Source organism: Solwaraspora sp. WMMA2065 (assembly GCF_030345075.1).
Taxonomy (GTDB): Bacteria; Actinomycetota; Actinomycetes; order Mycobacteriales; family Micromonosporaceae; genus Micromonospora_E.
Genome location: NZ_CP128361.1, coordinates 269924 through 285899, shown reverse-complemented (window position 1 = coordinate 285899; position 15976 = coordinate 269924). Strand labels below are relative to the sequence as shown.

At 71.7% G+C, this 15976-nt stretch carries 20 protein-coding genes; 12 read left to right on the top strand and 8 right to left on the bottom strand.

Annotation, left to right across the window (positions count from 1 at the left end; genetic code table 11):
* Positions 1-70: 70 nt before the first annotated feature.
* Both O7610_RS01290 and O7610_RS01285 read right to left on the bottom strand, forming a co-directional pair.
* Complete coding sequence (locus tag O7610_RS01290; protein ID WP_281553935.1) at positions 71-253, bottom strand: DUF397 domain-containing protein; 183 nt, start codon at positions 251-253, stop codon at positions 71-73.
* A complete protein-coding gene (locus tag O7610_RS01285; protein WP_281553934.1) occupies positions 250-1053 on the bottom strand; it encodes a Scr1 family TA system antitoxin-like transcriptional regulator in 804 nt (267 codons plus the stop codon). Before O7610_RS01285 ends, O7610_RS01290 begins: the two co-directional genes overlap by 4 nt.
* 141 nt (positions 1054-1194) lie before the next feature.
* On the opposite strand from O7610_RS01285, the gene O7610_RS01280 reads away from it, so the two are divergent.
* Genes O7610_RS01280 through O7610_RS01260 form a run of 5 tightly spaced genes read left to right on the top strand, consistent with a single transcriptional unit; the run spans position 1195 to position 4619 of the window.
* On the top strand, positions 1195-1512 hold the full coding sequence (locus O7610_RS01280) for a hypothetical protein (RefSeq protein ID WP_289212481.1): 318 nt from the start codon (positions 1195-1197) through the stop codon (positions 1510-1512).
* Positions 1499-1816, top strand: coding sequence for a hypothetical protein (locus tag O7610_RS01275; RefSeq protein WP_289212480.1), 318 nt, complete (start codon positions 1499-1501; stop codon positions 1814-1816). Before O7610_RS01280 ends, O7610_RS01275 begins: the two co-directional genes overlap by 14 nt.
* Positions 1817-1859: 43 nt before the next feature.
* Positions 1860-2492 (top strand): DUF998 domain-containing protein, encoded by a 633-nt coding sequence (locus O7610_RS01270; protein WP_281553931.1) that lies wholly within the window; start codon positions 1860-1862, stop codon positions 2490-2492.
* 10 nt (positions 2493-2502) lie between these two features.
* Complete coding sequence (locus O7610_RS01265; protein ID WP_281553930.1) at positions 2503-3060, top strand: ArsR/SmtB family transcription factor; 558 nt, start codon at positions 2503-2505, stop codon at positions 3058-3060.
* Positions 3057-4619 carry a serine hydrolase domain-containing protein gene (locus tag O7610_RS01260; protein WP_289212479.1) on the top strand — a complete coding sequence of 521 codons (1563 nt, stop codon included), beginning with the start codon at positions 3057-3059 and terminating at the stop codon, positions 4617-4619. Before O7610_RS01265 ends, O7610_RS01260 begins: the two co-directional genes overlap by 4 nt.
* Positions 4620-4674: 55 nt before the next feature.
* On the opposite strand, the gene O7610_RS01255 is transcribed toward O7610_RS01260, so the two are convergent.
* Together O7610_RS01255 and O7610_RS01250 are read right to left on the bottom strand one after the other, a co-directional pair.
* Positions 4675-5232, bottom strand: coding sequence for a glycosyltransferase family protein (locus tag O7610_RS01255; protein ID WP_289212478.1), 558 nt, complete (start codon positions 5230-5232; stop codon positions 4675-4677).
* Positions 5233-5518: 286 nt separating this feature from the next.
* Complete coding sequence (locus O7610_RS01250; protein ID WP_289213549.1) at positions 5519-5857, bottom strand: TIM barrel protein; 339 nt, start codon at positions 5855-5857, stop codon at positions 5519-5521.
* Positions 5858-6531: 674 nt separating this feature from the next.
* On the opposite strand from O7610_RS01250, the gene O7610_RS01245 reads away from it, so the two are divergent.
* Complete coding sequence (locus tag O7610_RS01245) at positions 6532-6702, top strand: hypothetical protein (RefSeq protein ID WP_289212477.1); 171 nt, start codon at positions 6532-6534, stop codon at positions 6700-6702.
* A gap of 102 nt (positions 6703-6804) precedes the next feature.
* On the top strand, positions 6805-7881 hold the full coding sequence (locus tag O7610_RS01240; protein ID WP_289212476.1) for a hypothetical protein: 1077 nt from the start codon (positions 6805-6807) through the stop codon (positions 7879-7881).
* Between the two features lie 589 nt (positions 7882-8470).
* Here O7610_RS01240 and O7610_RS01235 read toward each other — a convergent pair.
* Both O7610_RS01235 and O7610_RS01230 read right to left on the bottom strand, forming a co-directional pair.
* Positions 8471-9310, bottom strand: a complete 840-nt coding sequence (locus O7610_RS01235; protein WP_289212475.1) for a GNAT family N-acetyltransferase — start codon at positions 9308-9310, stop codon at positions 8471-8473.
* A 95-nt stretch (positions 9311-9405) separates the two neighbouring features.
* Positions 9406-9672 carry a hypothetical protein gene (locus O7610_RS01230; RefSeq protein WP_281553923.1) on the bottom strand — a complete coding sequence of 89 codons (267 nt, stop codon included), beginning with the start codon at positions 9670-9672 and terminating at the stop codon, positions 9406-9408.
* A 45-nt stretch (positions 9673-9717) separates the two neighbouring features.
* Between O7610_RS01230 and O7610_RS01225 the strand changes: the two genes are divergently transcribed.
* Positions 9718-10035 carry a hypothetical protein gene (locus O7610_RS01225; RefSeq protein WP_289212474.1) on the top strand — a complete coding sequence of 106 codons (318 nt, stop codon included), beginning with the start codon at positions 9718-9720 and terminating at the stop codon, positions 10033-10035.
* Positions 10036-10266: 231 nt separating this feature from the next.
* On the opposite strand, the gene O7610_RS01220 is transcribed toward O7610_RS01225, so the two are convergent.
* Complete coding sequence (locus tag O7610_RS01220; protein WP_281553921.1) at positions 10267-10620, bottom strand: beta/gamma crystallin domain-containing protein; 354 nt, start codon at positions 10618-10620, stop codon at positions 10267-10269.
* Between the two features lie 401 nt (positions 10621-11021).
* Between O7610_RS01220 and O7610_RS01215 the strand changes: the two genes are divergently transcribed.
* On the top strand, positions 11022-11393 hold the full coding sequence (locus O7610_RS01215) for a hypothetical protein (RefSeq protein WP_281553920.1): 372 nt from the start codon (positions 11022-11024) through the stop codon (positions 11391-11393).
* Complete coding sequence (locus tag O7610_RS01210; RefSeq protein ID WP_281553919.1) at positions 11390-12865, top strand: hypothetical protein; 1476 nt, start codon at positions 11390-11392, stop codon at positions 12863-12865. The genes O7610_RS01215 and O7610_RS01210 overlap by 4 nt, the downstream gene beginning before the upstream one ends.
* On the opposite strand, the gene O7610_RS01205 is transcribed toward O7610_RS01210, so the two are convergent.
* Positions 12844-14313, bottom strand: a complete 1470-nt coding sequence (locus O7610_RS01205; protein ID WP_281553918.1) for an SDR family NAD(P)-dependent oxidoreductase — start codon at positions 14311-14313, stop codon at positions 12844-12846. The two genes, O7610_RS01210 and O7610_RS01205, sit on opposite strands and share 22 nt — an antisense overlap.
* A gap of 227 nt (positions 14314-14540) precedes the next feature.
* Here O7610_RS01205 and O7610_RS01200 point away from each other — a divergent pair, with 227 nt between their 5' ends.
* Together O7610_RS01200 and O7610_RS01195 are read left to right on the top strand one after the other, a co-directional pair.
* Positions 14541-15080: an RNA polymerase sigma factor gene (locus O7610_RS01200; protein ID WP_281553917.1), complete on the top strand. Its 540-nt coding sequence runs from the start codon at positions 14541-14543 to the stop codon at positions 15078-15080.
* Positions 15077-15886 carry a zf-HC2 domain-containing protein gene (locus O7610_RS01195; RefSeq protein ID WP_281553916.1) on the top strand — a complete coding sequence of 270 codons (810 nt, stop codon included), beginning with the start codon at positions 15077-15079 and terminating at the stop codon, positions 15884-15886. The genes O7610_RS01200 and O7610_RS01195 overlap by 4 nt, the downstream gene beginning before the upstream one ends.
* Positions 15887-15976: the final 90 nt, after the last annotated feature.

The window sequence follows — 15976 nt, the reverse complement described above, 5'->3', positions numbered from 1 at the left end:
CTCCCTGGTAACCGGAGAACGGCGGCGGGCTCGGAGGTACGCCCGGTACCACTACAGCGACTGATGCGGCTCAGCGTTTGACGGTGGCGACGAAGGCGGACCAGGCGGGCGGGTCGAAGGCCAGGGTGCCGCCGGTGCGGTCCTTGGAGTCGCGGACCAGCACCCGGCCGGGCAGGTTGTCGGCGACCTCGACACAGTCACCGCCGGAGGCGTTCGAGCGGCGGGACGTGCGCCACATCGGCTCGGTGGTCATAGCTCCCTCACCATCTGCCGGATCAGATCCCGGGACTGGGCCGCGTTCAGGGCGAGCGCGTTGACAGTGTGCCACGCCCGATCGAGCCCGGTCACCCGCGCCGGCTCCGTGACAAGCCGGCCCTCGAAAATATCCTCCATGTATCCAGCGAGTGCGCCGTTGTCGAGCGAGGCGAGCACGAACGACACCGACCGGCCGATGTGCATGCCGACCCCGTCCGGCACCACGTGCACGAAGGTCCGGTGGCGCTCCGACTCGGCCAGCAGCCGCTCCAGCTGCGCCTTGGCCATCGCCGGGTGCGCCGAGCGCAGCGCCGCCATGTCCATCATGAACACGCAGATCGCCGGGTCCTCGCGGCCCAGCACGACGGACTGGCGCTCCATCCGGACGGCGAGCAGCTCGTCGACCTCGCGCTGACTGCGCAGGCCGCTGTCCAGCACCGACCGGGCGTACTCCTCGGTCTGCAGCAGGCCGGGGATGAGTGACGCCTGGTAGTACCGCAGGGTGGTGGCGGACTCCTCCAGCTGGACCCACGGGCGGAACCAGACCGCCTGGGCCATCCGACGCCGCTCCCGCTCCAGCTCACGGGCCTCGGCCGCCTCGGCCGCCGACTTGCGGACCCGGTCACCCGAGCCGAAGAACTCGTCCAGTCGCGCGGCGGTGTCCGGTTGCGGGACCAGCCGGCCCTGCTCGAAGGCTGCGATCAGTGAGCCGGAGACCAGGATCGCCTCACCGACCTGATCCTGGGTGACGGAGCGCTCGCTGCGCAGCTGACGGAGGATTTCCGGAAGTGTATTCACAGTGCACACCTTTCGGATACAGGTGATTGTCCGGTAGATGGGTGCGGATTGCCGCTGACCTATCTTCCGCTGACCGGCTGGAGAAGTCCAGGGTGGAGTGGATGGAAATTCGGCTCGACACTCCACCAGGGAGGTGAACGGATGTCGAGAAACGACGGGATCGGCGGACTACCGCGACAACTACGCCGGCTGCCCGGCAACGCCGGCCCGCAGCACACCACCGCACACGATGACGTGATCACCCACGCCCGACGGCTGGTCACCCGGCACATGCCCCGCCGCAACGACGGCTGCCTGCCGTGCGGGCAGGTGTACTGCCGGCCGTTCCGCAAGGCGCTGGCCTACCTCGACCGGCACCGGGATCCGGCGGCCAGAAGAGTCCGCGCGGTACTGCAACTACACGGCCTGCAACCACCGGAAATGGTCCCGGAAAGGATGGACGACAATGAGCAACAGTGATCTTCCGGTAGAGGTCGGCGACGTGATCAAGATGTCGGAAACCGATTACCGGTACGGCATCGGCGCGCTCCGACTGCGGGTGCAGCACGTGGGCGACGTGTCGATCGAAGACGGGATCCGATGGGTGCAACTGATTGGCGCGCAGATCAATTTCGACGGCCGGGACGGCGTCACCCGACACATCCAGGCCCGGCTGGTGGCGCTGCTGCGGCCGGGCGCCGTGATCCGGCCGGTCCGGCACCACCGGCCGGCGCCACCGGCACACCCGGCAGGTGGGGACACCGACCCGGGCTGGCGCACGTGACACCGCAGCCACGTGAGCCGGGACCACGTGACACCGTAGGCGGGTGAGGCGTACCAGGTGGTGGGCGGTCGGGGCGGCGGTCGGCGCGGTCGGCGGGGCGGTGACCGTGACGGTCGCGGTGGTCGCCGGTCCCGGTCCGGGACTGCGCGGGTACGTCAGCGAGTCCGGGGTCGGCGACGGCGGCTCCGTGGTGGCGTACCAGTCGGGGCTGCTCGCCCTGGCGGTGAGCCTGCTGCTGCTCGCCGGGGCGCTGCGCCCGGTCCGCGCCGCCGCCTGGCTGCTGGTCGCGGCGGCCGGCGCGACGACGGTCTCGGCGACCGTCTCCTGCCGGGACGGCTGCCCGTTGCCGCCACACGACCCGGTCACCGCCACCGACCTGGTGCACGGCGGGGCCAGCATCGTCGCCGTCGCCTGCTGCGTCTTCGCGATGATCGCCGTGTTCTGGTCGCCGGTGTCGACCTGTCCGCTGCGCCGGCTGGCGCTGCTCGGGGCCGCCGCCGCGCTGCCGCTGTCCGCCGCAGTCGGGCTGGGCATGCTGCTGGTCGGCGGCGGGCTGCTGGTCGGCACGTTGGAGCGGCTGCTGTTGCTGCTGATCGTGGTGTGGTGCGTGGCGACGGCGGGGCAGGTGGCCCGCGACCCGACCCACTCCGATTGCAGAAATTACGTAACTACGTAATAATGGGGTGATGACTGAGCCGGAGTTGACCGAGCGGGTCACCGCCCTGGAACGGACCGTGCAGGACCTCGTCGCGCGTCTCGACGCCGACCGAGCCGTTGACGCCGACCGAGCCGTCGGCGACGCGTCGACCGGACCGAACGCCGTCGGACCGGACACCGGCAACCCGTTCTGGGCGCTCGACGGACTCAAGGACCAGGTCGGCGGCACCTCCGGCGCGGTGCTCTACACCGGCACGGTCACCCTGCCGACCGGCGAACACTACGACTGGCAGTACGGGCACACCGTCGACGACCTGCTCGACGCCGACTGGACCGGGTACGCCGACACCCTCACCGCGCTCGCCCACCCGGTGCGGCTGCTGCTGGTCCGGCACATCCTGGCCGGCACCCGGACCGTCGCCGCCCTGGCCGAGATCGACGGGCTCGGCACCACCGGTCAGCTCTACCACCACCTGCGGCAACTGGTCAGCGCCGGCTGGCTGCGCACGTCGACCCGGGGGCAGTACGCCGTACCGCCGGAACGGGTCGTCCCCCTGCTGATCGTCCTGTCCGGAGCACACCGATGACCCCGACGCGTACCCGCGCTCTGATCGTCGCGGCGGCTGTCGCCGTCGTCGGCGGGCTGCTCGCCGCGCTGATCGCGCCCTGGCCGGCCCGCCTCGGCGACGCCGCCACCGGTGACCTCGCGCTCGCCGACGAGGTCCGCGCGGTGATCGACGACCCCGGTGGCTACCGGGGTCTGGCGGTGGCGCGGATCGCCGACGGGCAGGTACGGGTCGCCGGACTCGGTGACCGCGCTCCGGGCACCGTCGGCCGCGCCAGCGAGCCGGTACGGCCGGACACCCCGTTCGAGATCGGCTCGATCGGCAAGACGCTGACCGGGATGCTGCTGGCCGACCAGATCGCCGCCGGGCAGGTCGACGGCGACACGACGCTCGCCGAGGCGCTGCCCGGTCAGGAGTTCGCCGACCCGACGGTCGGTGAAATCACCCTGGCTGAGCTGGCCAGCCACCGGTCCGGGCTGCCCCGGCTGCCGACGGTCGGCGCAACCGCGACGCTCACCATGACGCTGGGGGCGCTGCGCGGCACCGACCCGTACGCCGGTCTGGACGTCGACCGGATCCGCGCAGCGCTGACCCGCGCCCGGGTCGGTGACGGTCGGGGCGAGGTGCACTACTCCAACTTCGGCGCGGCGCTGCTCGGCATCGCGCTGGCCGAGCAGACTGACCAGGCTGAGCAGACCGGGAGTGTTGGAGAGGCCGACGCCGGCTCCTACCCGGCGCTGGTCGAGCGACGGCTGATCGGCCCGCTCGGCATGAGCGACACCGGCTACTCCCTCGACGGGGCCGACCTGCCGGCCGGTGCGACGACCGGATCCACCGCCGGTGGGCGCGCCGCCGATCCGTGGCAAGGCTCCGGGCTGGCCGGCGCCGGCATCGGCCTGTGGTCCACCGCCCCGGACCTGGCCCGGCTGGTCACCGCGCTGCTCGACGGCTCCGCGCCCGGCGCGGACGCCACCCAGCCCCGGTTCACCGCCGACGACGACACCCGCCGGATCGGCTACGGCTGGTTCACCACCACGTACGACGGTCGGGCGATCACCTGGCACAACGGCGGGACCGGCGGTTTCCGGTCGTACGTCGGCTTCGACCCGGCCACCGGCGACGGCGTCGTGGTGCTCGGCAACACCGACAAGGGTGTCGAGCCGATCGGGCTGGCGCTGCTCGGGGTGGCCGGTGACAGCGACGCCGCCGGGGCCGGGCCGCTGCTGATCGGCGTCACCGTGGTGTTGCTGCTGGCCGTCGCGGCCACCCCGGCGGCGACCGCGTTCGGCGGCCGGCGGCGCTGGCTGCCGGTGACCGACCGGCTCAACGTTATCGGCTCGGCGTCGAGCGCGCTGCTCTACCTGCTGATCGGGCACCTCGCCGGTGCCTGGCACGACGTGTGGGCCGGCTGGTGGGCGGTGGCCGCCGGACTCGCCGCCGGTGGGGTGGCGGCCGGCGTGCTGCGCTGGCGACGGCTGCCGGTGACCGGGTCCGGCCGGCCGTGGCTGCGCTGGACCGGGCTGGTGGCCACCGTCACCGTCACCGCCGTCGCGCTCACCCTGACCCTGCTGCTGGGCTGAGCTCCGCCGGGCGATCCGCCGCTGGGTTGGTCAGGTGCCGGGTCGTAGCGGCCGGTCAGGGTGCCGGGTCGTAGCGGCCGGTGGCGGCGCGGGCGGCGACGCCCAGCAGGTCCAGGTTCCCGGACAGGCCTTTGATCTTGGTCGGCACCGCTCCCGCCGGGTAGGCGCGGGTCACCGGCACCTCGCAGACCCGCAGCCCCAGCCGGGCCGCCCGCACCGGCAGGTACGCCAGCAGTTCGTGCGCGTCGAACACGTCCCGGAACACGTTGACCCGGGGGTCGGCGAGCAGCCGGGCCGAGTGGCCCCGGAAACCGTTGGTGGTGTCGGTGTACCAGGTCCGCGCCCCGGCCGACAGCAACGGTGCGTGCAGCAGCCGGATGCCGAGGTACCGGGACCAGGGCGTGTTGACCGCCACGCCGCCCGGGACGAAGCGGGAGCCCTGCACGTAGTCGTACCCGTCGTCCAGCCTGTCCCGGAACCGGCCGATCGCCTTGACGCCGTCCTGGCCGTTGCCGTCCACGGTGACCACCCCGTGGTAGCCGTCGTCCAGGGCTGCGGCGAAGGCCATCCGCAGTTGCGCGCTGAGCCGGCCCGGACCGCGTTTGACCAGCACCGACCGTACGCCGTGGCCGGCCAGGAAGTCGTCGGCGACGGAGCCGTCCGTGCTGCCCCGTCGGCGATCAGCACGTCAAGGCCGTGACCGTGGTCGTGCATCCGGCTCAGCTGCGCCCGCAGCAGGTCACCCTCGTTGATCACCGGAACCACTACCGCGTACCGGCTGCGCCGGGGTGCGAAGTCGCGTCGGTCGTAACGCGGTACCCGCCGGTCGCTCCGGGAGGGCGCTGGTACCTGGTCGCCTGGTACCTGGTCGCCTGGGGGGTCGAGTTGTCGGGTGCCGGTCAAGGCCGCTCACGGCACAGTGCCACGGCGTACCGGGCGGCGCGATCGACGGCGGCGACTGGATCGCCGTCCGTCGGGCGCATCTCGACACTCAGGTACCGGTCGTACCCGACGGCCCGCAGCGCGGCGACGAAGTCGGCGTGGGCGCGGTCCGGGGTGCCGACCGCCGCCAGGTCGGGCTCGCTGAGATGGGCGTGGCGCAGCAGCGGAGCGAAGCGGTCGGCGCTGGCCGCCGCGTCGTCACCGGCCAGCGCCATGCAGGCGGTGTCCAGGTGCAGCCGCAGCCCCGGCGAGTCGACGGCGGCCACCAGCCGCGCCGCCTCCTCCGCCCGGACCAGGTAGTCGGCGCCGGGTGTTCTACCGCCTGGTCAACCGGTACAGCGACCTCGACACCCCGCTGCGTACCGAGCGTCTGAGACTGACCTCCCGGCGCACGCTGGCCCCGATGCTCGCCATGCGGAAAAGGTCCGCTACCGCAAGGCCCTGTACGCGATCCTCGGGCACCGGCACGAGCACCTGCGGTACATCCGGACCACGGTGGACACCGCCGCGCGCCGGCGGCTGGACCGGGAGACGTCGAGCCTGGCCTTCGACATCCTGCTGTCGTTCTCCGACTTCGGGCCACGGGTGGCACACCGACTGTCCCTGACGTTCGGCGCCCTTTCGCTCGCCGGCATCGCGTACGCGGTCGCGGTGTTCCTCGTCAAGTCCGACCCCATCGAAGGGTGGACCACCCTGGCGATCCTGGTGTCCGGCGGATTCACCGGCCTGTTCCTGATCCTCGGGGTGCTCGGCGAGTACCTGGCGGATCCTGGTCGAGGTACGGGCCCGGCCGATGTACGCGGTCCGCGACGTGGTGGTCTGCCAGCCGGCCGAGGCACCAGGGCGTACCGCCGGACCACCAGGGCCATACCTGCACGATCAGGTGACCGGCGCACCGGACGACCGCCCGGGCCGCATCGGCCCGTCCGGCCACATCGGACGACCTTGCGGCGACGATCGGGGCGGGGGCGTGAGCACGCTCACCCGGCTCACCGGGCGACCGACCGAGGACTCGACCAGCGACCCGGTCGACGCCCGGCGGACCCTGTCGGTGCCCGGCTGGCTGCCCGCCGCCGGCTGGGCGACGCTCGTCGGCGTACTGGCCGTCCTGCTGCTCTACTACTGGGACGGCCCGCCGTAGAACCCGGACTCGTGGCGCTACTACGAGCTGTCCCAGACCCTCGGCGGCGACTTCTTCCGGATCGCCTCCCGGCACAGCTACCAGTCGCCCGAGCCGTACTCGATGGGCTGTGGTCCGCTCTGGCCGATTCTGGTCGGGGTCACCGGCGGCGGCCTGGTGCTCCCCCGACCGGACACCCTGCCGGCTGTGCTGCTCCTGGCGGTGCAGCTGGTCGTGATCCGCCGCCGGGACTGGCGCTGGCTGCTGCCAGCCGGCCTGGTCTTCACCCTCGTGATGTCGCCGTGGGCGGTCTACGGGCTGGTTCACTTCGGTACGCCGTTCCCGGCGGACAACCGCATCATCGCGCTGGCCGTGCCGCAACTGTACGTCACCGACGTGATCGACGTCGACCAGCTTCCGACCGCCGCCGACGACCCGATCGGCTGGCTGGCCCGGCTCGTCGGCAACGCGCCGGCGGCTGTCCTGCAGGCGGCCAAGGCCGCGGTCTGGGCACCCACCGTCGTGGCCACCACTGTCGCCGCCGGCCTGCTGCTCCGCCGCGGCCGCAGACCGCTGCGCCATGGGCCGCGATGGCTGCTGGTCGGCCTGGCCGCGCTGGCCGCATTCACCGCACAGGTCGCCTTCTCAGAGCTCAGCACCGGCTACCTGAGCCGACGCTATCTCAGCCTGGCCGTGCTGCTGACGCTGCTGACCGCAGTCGTGCTGATCCTGCGGGCCCCGGTCCCGGCCCGGCTGACCGGGCGGCGGACCGGGCATGCCGTCGGCGTGCTGCTGCTGACGCTGCCGGCAGGCTGGGCGCTCGGACACCAGCTAACCACCGTGCCGCCGGACCCGGACAGCCTCACCGGTGGCGTGGTGGAGCAGGGGCTGCGGCGCTGCCGCAGCGACGGGACGCTGACCATCGCCACCAGCACGGAAGTCGGCCGGCACAGCGCCCTGACCGGCCGGCGGACGACGTTCTTCCCGGATAACTTCGCCGACATCCCGGTCGCGCAACGGCGCGACCGGATCGCCACCTGGGGAGTCGACCAGCTCCACCTGCTGCCGCTGCCGGCGGACGCCGATCCGCGGACCGTCCGGCGACACGACGAGCCACGCTCGTTGCTCTCCACCGCCGCCCGGGTGACCCCGGATCCGTGTGTCACGACGGGCCGGCTCTACCGGGTGTCACTCGGCTAGGAACGTGGACCTGGCTTGTCGTGTGGTCGCGCCGGCGCGCCACCGAGCATCGTGACGCAGCACATCGAGCAGCAGAACCGTCCAGGTTAGGGCACTGCTCGGGCCCTGGCGGCCCTCCCAGCGCGGGCCTTCACCCCCGGCCTGAAGGCCGGAGCACTGGCCCGCATTCCGGTAGCCGCCACCGCCGCCCGCGAAGAGCAGCACCGCCCGGCCAGCGGGTGGGCCGACCTCCCCGTACTCCACGAGACCGGCCCGGGTCGTGACCAGTGTGCTGCCGGCGTGCAGCTCGGCCCGTTGGCGACGGACGAATTCCCGGTAACCGTGTGCCACGATCGGGTTGCCTTCACTGATGGACCTGCCTGGCGGGTTGGCTGGCCGGCACCAGCCGGTACGCGCGTGCGCTGCGCCGCCAAGACCGGACACCCCGGCCCGCTCAGCCTCCCCAACCTTGTTGGGCGTTCGTCCTGGACGAACGCCGAACAAAGTACCACCGCTGTCGGACGCGGTTCCGTGGCCGCTGGACGGGTAGGAGTGGCTGGCTGGACGAGTAGGAGTGGCTGGACCGTGCCGACGCCGCAGATGGCAGGGCTCAGAAGAGCACGGTGGCGAAGGAGCCGACCCGGCGGAAACCGCACCGGTCGTAGACCCGACGGGCCGCGGTGTTGTGATCGTTGACGTACAGACTGACGGTCGGCGCGACCCGGCGCAGCGCGTCGCGGACCACCGCCGCCATCGCCGGGGTGGCCAGCCCACGGCCGCGCCATATCGGATCGACCCAGACCCCTTGGACCTGCGCGGTGTGCCGGGTGACGACGGCCAGTTCGGCCTTGAAGACCACCGTGCCGTCGACGATCCGGGCGTACGTGCGACGGGCCCGGACCAGCTCGCCGACCCGCCGCCGGTAGCCGCGCCCGGCGTCCTCGGCGACCGGGGAGACGCCGACCTCCTCGGTGTACATGGCCACCGCCGCCGGGAAGAGCAGGTCGATCTCGTCGGGCCGGACCAGGCGTACCCCCGGGTCAGCCGGCACCGCCGGCGGCCGGTCGGCGATCAGCAGCGGCTGGTCGGCACGGATCTCCCGGGCCGGCCCCCACTGCCCGCCGATCCGCTCCCACAGCCCGAGTACGGCGTCGGCCCGACCGACGATCGACGAGCAGACCCGTTCCTCGATGGCGAGCCGGTCGGCAAACGCCGCGACCGCAGCCGGCGAAGCGTGCACCGGGGTCAAATGCCCGCCGAGCCAGCACAGCGACTCGAGTTGGCGGCGCGGCCCGTAGCCGAAGACCCGCCCGTCCGAGCGCCACCAGGCCAGTCCGCGCGCGGCGATCCGCTCCGCGACCTGCGGCGCGGCATAGGGGTCGAGGTCGAGGATCCGCTCCACCGCCCCACGCTCGGTCTCCCCGAGCTGCCGCACCGGCACCGTCAGCACAGTTACCAGCCTGCCAGATCCGATGCCGCCCGGCAGACCCGATCCGGGCACCAGGGGTCAGGCGCTGCCCCGCACCACCAGTTCGGTCGGCAGGATCACTGCGGCGTGTGAGTCGCCGGCCAGGTGGCCGAGCAGCAACCGGACCAGGTTAGAGCACTGCTCGGGCCCTGGCGGCCCTCCCAGCGCGGGCCTTCACCCCCGGCCTGAAGGCCGGAGCACTGGCCCGCATTCCGGTAGCCGCTGAGCCCGGACAGCGCCGCCGAGACCGCCGCGCCGACCCCGGCGTACCGCGCGGTGTTGGCCACCCAGCGCCAGAACTGCCCACCCCGGTACGCCGACAGCTCAGCGATGTTGACGAACATCCCGGACCGCAACCTGCCCGATCGATGGGCTTCATCGGCTGTTCGATGGCTGAGAACATCGCCCAGGGCTACGTCGCGATCGGCGGCCAACGCATGTGGGGGCCCTACGGCACCGGCGGAGCGGTCGTCCAGTCCTGGACCAACACCAACTCCAGCTCGTGGCAGGCCTTCGACCGGCAAGCCGCCCAGTACGGCCGGCCGACCGCCGTATGGGTGCAGATCTGCATCTTCACCCAGAATGGAGCGACCTACAACGAGGTCCGGCAGCTCATCGCCAACGCCGGCAGCACGCCGCACCGGGCGCGACCATCGACATCTCCGGCCAGCCGCTCTACGACCCCGGCCAGGCGAGATAGCCACTGATCCGGCGAAGCTGTCGGCCGAGTACTTCACCGTCCCCGGTGGGCTGGCCCGCGCCTAATACCCACAACCCGTACGCCAGCGCGGCGGCCGCCCTGGCCGAGGCGACCCGGACCGCCCCACCGGTCACTGACTGATCCGTCGAGACCGCCCGAAACGCTCGCCGTGGGGCCCGCCCTCCGCTGGACGACAGGACGCGGCAGGGCAGGCCGACGGCAGGTGGTCAGTCGCCGATCACCAGATCCGTACCTCGTACACCCGGACCCGGGCACCCGCGAAATCGGTACCCCACCACTTCTCCAGAGTCGTGCTGTAATAGCGGCCATCCCGCTCGTAGTTGACGGTCGCTTTGTTGTTGCCGCTGTCGAACCGGTAGACGCCGCTGATGTTCGTCCCGGTCGCTCCTGCGTTCGCGAAGCATCGGACCAATCGGTAGCCACCACCGAGATCGATGTGCAGCTTCAGGAAGTCGTTACGGTCGGCACAGGAAACCTGGTTGATGGCGAACGCTGGGCTCGCCGGCAGGCCCAACGTCAGGGCGGCGACCGCCGTCAGCCCGACGGCGACCTTCTTGAAGCGCGTCATCATCCGACTTGTCCTTTCTATCCGCACCGTGGCGATCGCGCAGGCGGCACCTGCCGTCCGATATACCGGTGTCCAGGTGTCGACGGCACCGGCCCTGGCGTTGGTTCGCCGGCAAGTGTCGAATCTAGGGAAATTCTCCGAAACGCTTGCCAACGACCCGACCGGCACGACAGGGCCGGCACGACGGAGCCGGCCGAGAGCCACCAAGCCGCGGCGCGCGCACCGGAAACGTTGATTTGTCCAACTGTCGTCCCTCTGTCGAGGGATCATTACCGCGACGAGGCACCTGGGAGCCGGCGTCCACCGGCGATCACTCAGCTGCCTCGGACGGAGTGTCGGCCTGCCACAATTCGGAGAGAACGGGATCAGCAGTGCATGTCCGCGGGACAGGTCCACGACGCTACGTGGCACAGATTCTGGTGATCGCGCTCGGCCTCACCTCCGCCGGCCTGGCAGTCCAGGGTGCCGTCGATGCCGGGACCACCGGCTTCAGTTATGCCAGGGCGCCGCAGCACCTGGCGTCGCAGCGTCGCCTGCACCGCGACTTCGAAGCCGCCCGCGCCACGTTCGTAGCGACTGTCCCACCCGGCAGTCGGGTGGTCATCGATCCACCGCTGCGACACCTGTGGCACCAACGACTCGCCGAGTTCACCGCGTTGACCGGCGGCACCCTGGTCGTCGATCACCAGCAGGCCGACTACCAGGTGCGCCTGATCGAGCGCCGTACGTCCACCGGCACGCGTTACCACGTCGAGTTCAACGAGATCAACCGATGATCGACACCTGTCTCCTCACGACGGCACTCGTCGTGGCCGGCAGCCTGCCGCTGTCGTACGCGATCGTCCGTACCCCGCTCGTGGCATTGCTGCTGGCACCGTTGGTCACCGCGCTCATCAGCACGGCGGCTGTCGTCCTCATGGTGACGATCGGCCTGCCGTTCAGATTCTGGCTGGCATCGACATACCTCGTCAGCTGGGCTGCTGCCGGTTGGTGGCTGACGCGACCACGGATCGCCACCATGTCGATGTCGTGGCGGGCCGCGGTCGCCACCATCGCCGTGCTGGCAGCACCCTTCCTACCGATTCTCCACCCACCGACCGCATGGGACGCGCACTCGATCTGGTGGTTGCATGCGGGCTATTTCCTGTTCGACGGGCAGGTCGCCCGGACCGCGATGGCAGACCCCGGGTTCGCGTTCTCCCACACGGACTACCCGCCACTCGCTTCCGCCCCGGTCGCCGCGGTCTGGAGTCTCCTCGGCCAGGGTTACCGCACCGCTCAGCTTGTGTCGGCGCTGACGACGTTCTCGGCGATTGCGATGGCGGTCGTCGCCGTCCGCACCGCATTCGCCCGCACCCGGCCGGTACTCGCCTGGTCGGCGGGGCTGGCAGTGGGACTCTCCACGTGGGCGACCGGCGGTGAGTACGTCGCCGCCGGCTACGCCGACGCGTTGTGGTCCGTCAGCCTGCTCGGCGCCGCAGCCCTGCTCCTGCTCTCACCCGACCCGCTGCGGCAGCCCGCCCTGGCCCTGATCCTGCTCGCCGCCGCGATCCTCACCAAGAACGAGGGTCTGGTAGGCGGGGGCATCCTGGCTGTCCTGGTGACGCTGCGGGAAAGGCACCGCATCAGCAGGGTGTGGATGGTGTGGGTCCCCGTCGCAGCCGGAGGCGCCTGGGTGGTGCTGTCACGGCTGGTGGGTTCGACGTCGGACATCCAGGAGTCTGGGCCCCTCGGCAACCTGTCCCGGGGCGGCGCGCACCTCAACGCCCGGCTGCAGCCGACCCTCGACGCGTTCTGGGGAAACGTCGGTCCGCTGGCGGCCGCCGCAGTCATCTGTTCCGTCGCCGGCACCCTTCTCCTACGGCATCGACGCACGGAACTCGGCGTCGGTTCAGACTGTTGGCTCTGGCTGCTCAACTTCGGCTACACGGCCACCTTGGTCCTCATTTACGTCACCGGCAGATCGGACATCACCTGGTGGCTGGGCGCGTCAGCGGACCGGGTCACGCTGCCGACCGCGATGCTGGCCTGCCTCAGCGCGGTGGGATGGCTCCTGGTCGCCACGAGCGGTCCCAGCGGAGCAGATGGCACACGGCCACCAGCGGTCGAACCGGCGAGCCCAGCGGCCGACGGCGGCAGTGGGTCGGCCGTCACCGGTCGCACCGCACCGGTCGCACCGGTCTCGTACCGCGCCCAGCAGCCGCGGAAGGATCACGTTGCCCCGACCTACCAGGCGGCCGGTGCGTAGTCCTTCAGGAAGCAGCCGAACAGGTCCTCGCCCTGCTCACCACGGACGATCGGGTCGTACACCCGGGCCGCGCCGTCGACCAGGTCCAGCGGTGCGTGGAAGCCCTCGTCGGCCAGCCGCATCTTCGTCGGGTGCGGCCGTTCGTCGGTGATCCAGCCGGTGTCGACGGCGGTCATCAGGATTCCATCGGTCAGCATCTCCCGCGCGCTGGTGCGGGTCAGCATGTTCAGCGCGGCCTTGGCCATGTTGGTGTGCGGGTGACCGGGCCCCTTGTAGCCGCGGCTGAACACTCCCTCCATCGCCGACACGTTCACCACGTACTTGCGCCGGGCAGCCGCAGCGGCCATCGCCGGTCGCAGCCGGCTGATCAGGATGAACGGGGCGACGGAGTTGCACAGCTGCACCTCCAGCAGCTCCACCGCGTCGACCTCGTGCACCCGCTGCACCCAGCTGTTCACCGGGTCGAGGTCCGGCACCAGCCCACCGGCGTCGATCGCGGTGGCCAGGGCGATCCGGTCCGGGGTGGCCGAGCCACTGGTCAACGCCAACGCAGTGAGCGCCTGGGGGGTGATCGCCGACGGCTGCGACGGTCCGGCGATCGCCGTCGCGGCGGCGCCCCGGCCACCGACCGAGGCGAAGCTGACGATCTCCGGCAGCGGCCCGTCGGGCAGCGGCGCCGACTCCGCGGCGACCAGCTGGGCGTACGCGCCGGAGCTGCGCCGGACGGTCTGCGCCGCGTTGTTGATCAGGATGTCCAGCGGACCCTGCGCGGCCACCGAATCGGCGACCGCGATCACCTGGGCCGGGTCGCGCAGGTCGACGCCGACGATCCGCAGCCGGTGCAGCCACTGGTCGCTGTCGTCCATGGCGGCGAACCGGCGGGCGGCGTCCTGCGGGAACCGGGTGGTGATCGTGGTGTGCGCGCCGTCGCGCAGCAGCCGCAGCGCGATGTACATGCCGATCTTGGCCCGGCCGCCGGTGAGCAGCGCCCGGCGGCCGGTCAGGTCGGTACGGGCGTCACGGCGCTCGTGGTTGAGCTTGGCGCACGGCGGGCAGAGCTGGTGGTAGAACGCGTCCACCTCCCGGTAGCGCTCCTTGCAGATGTAGCAGGCGCGGGGCTGGCGCAGGATGCCGGCGGTGGCGCCGGCGGTCGACGACACCAGCGGGATGCCTTTGGTCTCGTCGTCGATGCGCCCGGGTGCCCCGGTGGCGGTCGCGGCGGTGACGGCCCGGTCGGCGGAGAGGACGGCGTCGCGTCGCTCGGCCCGCCGCTGGCGCTTCACCGACTTGTACAGCTTCGCGGTGGCCCGCTGCACCCGTACCACGTCCGGATGGTCGGACGGCAGCGCCGACAGCGCCTCGATGACGTCGAGGCAGACCGCCAGCTGCGCCGGGTCGACCCCGGCCTGGGCCGACTCATCAAGCGGCCGTACGTCGTCCACCGTCATTCCCGTACCCGTCTCGTCCCTGGAGCGTCGCAGATGCGACCTGAAACTCTACGCACCCAGCCAGGTTGGTCGCGAGAGCGCTGCACCGGGGAACAGCGGCGTTGCGCACATCGAGGAACCTCTGTCGTCGGCGAACCGGCCGATTGACGACACTGCGTGACCCAGCTCACGCAAGATGGAGAACCATCGTGGGAGCGCGGATCGTCTTGCCTGTTGTGAGACGGAGCTTGGACGCACTCGACGAGGGTGAGCTGCTGCGCCGCATCGCCCGGGGCGATCGGCGGGCCTTCGACGAGCTGTACCGCCGGACGTCGCCCTGGTTGACCGCGCGGCTACGCCGCAGGTGCGCCGACGACGACATGGTCGCCGAGGTGCTGCAGGACACCTACCTGGCGGTATGGCGCTCGGCCGGCAGCCAGGCTCAGGACGCGGCGAAGGGCAGCGCGGTCGGCTGGCTGTGGACCATCGCCGCCCGCCGGCTGGTCGACGCGTTCCGCGCCCGCGCCCGCCGGGAACGGGTCCCGGCGGTGCAGACCGCCGCCACCGTCGCCCCGGCCGCCGAGGACGAGGCGCTGGCCGGCCGGATGAACGCCGACCTGGAACAGGCGCTACTGGCCCTGCCGGCCAACCTGCGGCAGGTACTGCGCGCCATGGTGCTCGACGGTCTGACCACCCGGGAGACATCGGTCCTGCTCGGCATGCCGGAAGGAACCGTGAAGACCTACGCGCGGCGGGCCCGGCTCGCGCTACGGGAGGCATTGTCTTGACCACCCATCCCACCCCCACCCTCATCTCCCGCTACGCGTCCGGTGACCCCCGGGTCGACGACGCGACCGTCTGGGCGGTCGAAGCCCACCTGGAGTCCTGCGCACCCTGCCGGGCGCAGCTTTCCGACGCCGTCGGCCCAGCCGACCGGCAACTGCTCGACCGGGTGGCGGTCGGCGTCGTGGCCGGGATCGAGGCCGGCCCGGCACCGGTACGTCGGCGCCGGTTGCGGCGTTCCGGGTTCGCCGCGCGGATCCTCCCCTCGCTGGCCACCGCCGGCGCGTTGATGCTGATCGCGGTTCTGTTCGAGACGACCTTTGCCAGCCTGCCCTCGCTGGTGCTGCTGGTCGCTCCAGTGGCTCCCCTGCTGCCGGTGGCCGCTGCGTGGAGCCGCCGTACCGACCCTGCCTGGGAGCTGATGGCGACGATGCCCCGGACCGGGTTGCCGTTGCTGCTGCGCCGCACCCTCGCGGTGTTGACCGTGGTCGTGCCGGTGCTCGCGGCGGCCGGCTGGTCGACCGGGCAGTCCCCCGCGCTGTGGCTGCTGCCCGGTCTGGCCTTCACCACCGGCGCGCTGGCACTGGGCGGGCTGGTCGGAGTGGACCGAGCCGCGCTCGGTCTGACGGTCCTCTGGTCGGTCGGGGTGATCCTGCCCAGTCTGGTCGGCCGGCAACTGCCGGTCATCCTGGAGTCCGACAGCTGGCCCGGCTGGGCACTGGCCACCGTGGCGTTGGTGGCCGTGACGGCCGTACGGGCGGGCGACCACAACCGGCTACGCCTCGACCGGATCTCGTCCGACCGGTCCTGACTCCACCCACCGACCGGGCCGTACGCACGTACGGCCGATCGATTCACGTCTCCCGCCTGGCGGTGATCCGCCAGGCACCAGAATTGTCCA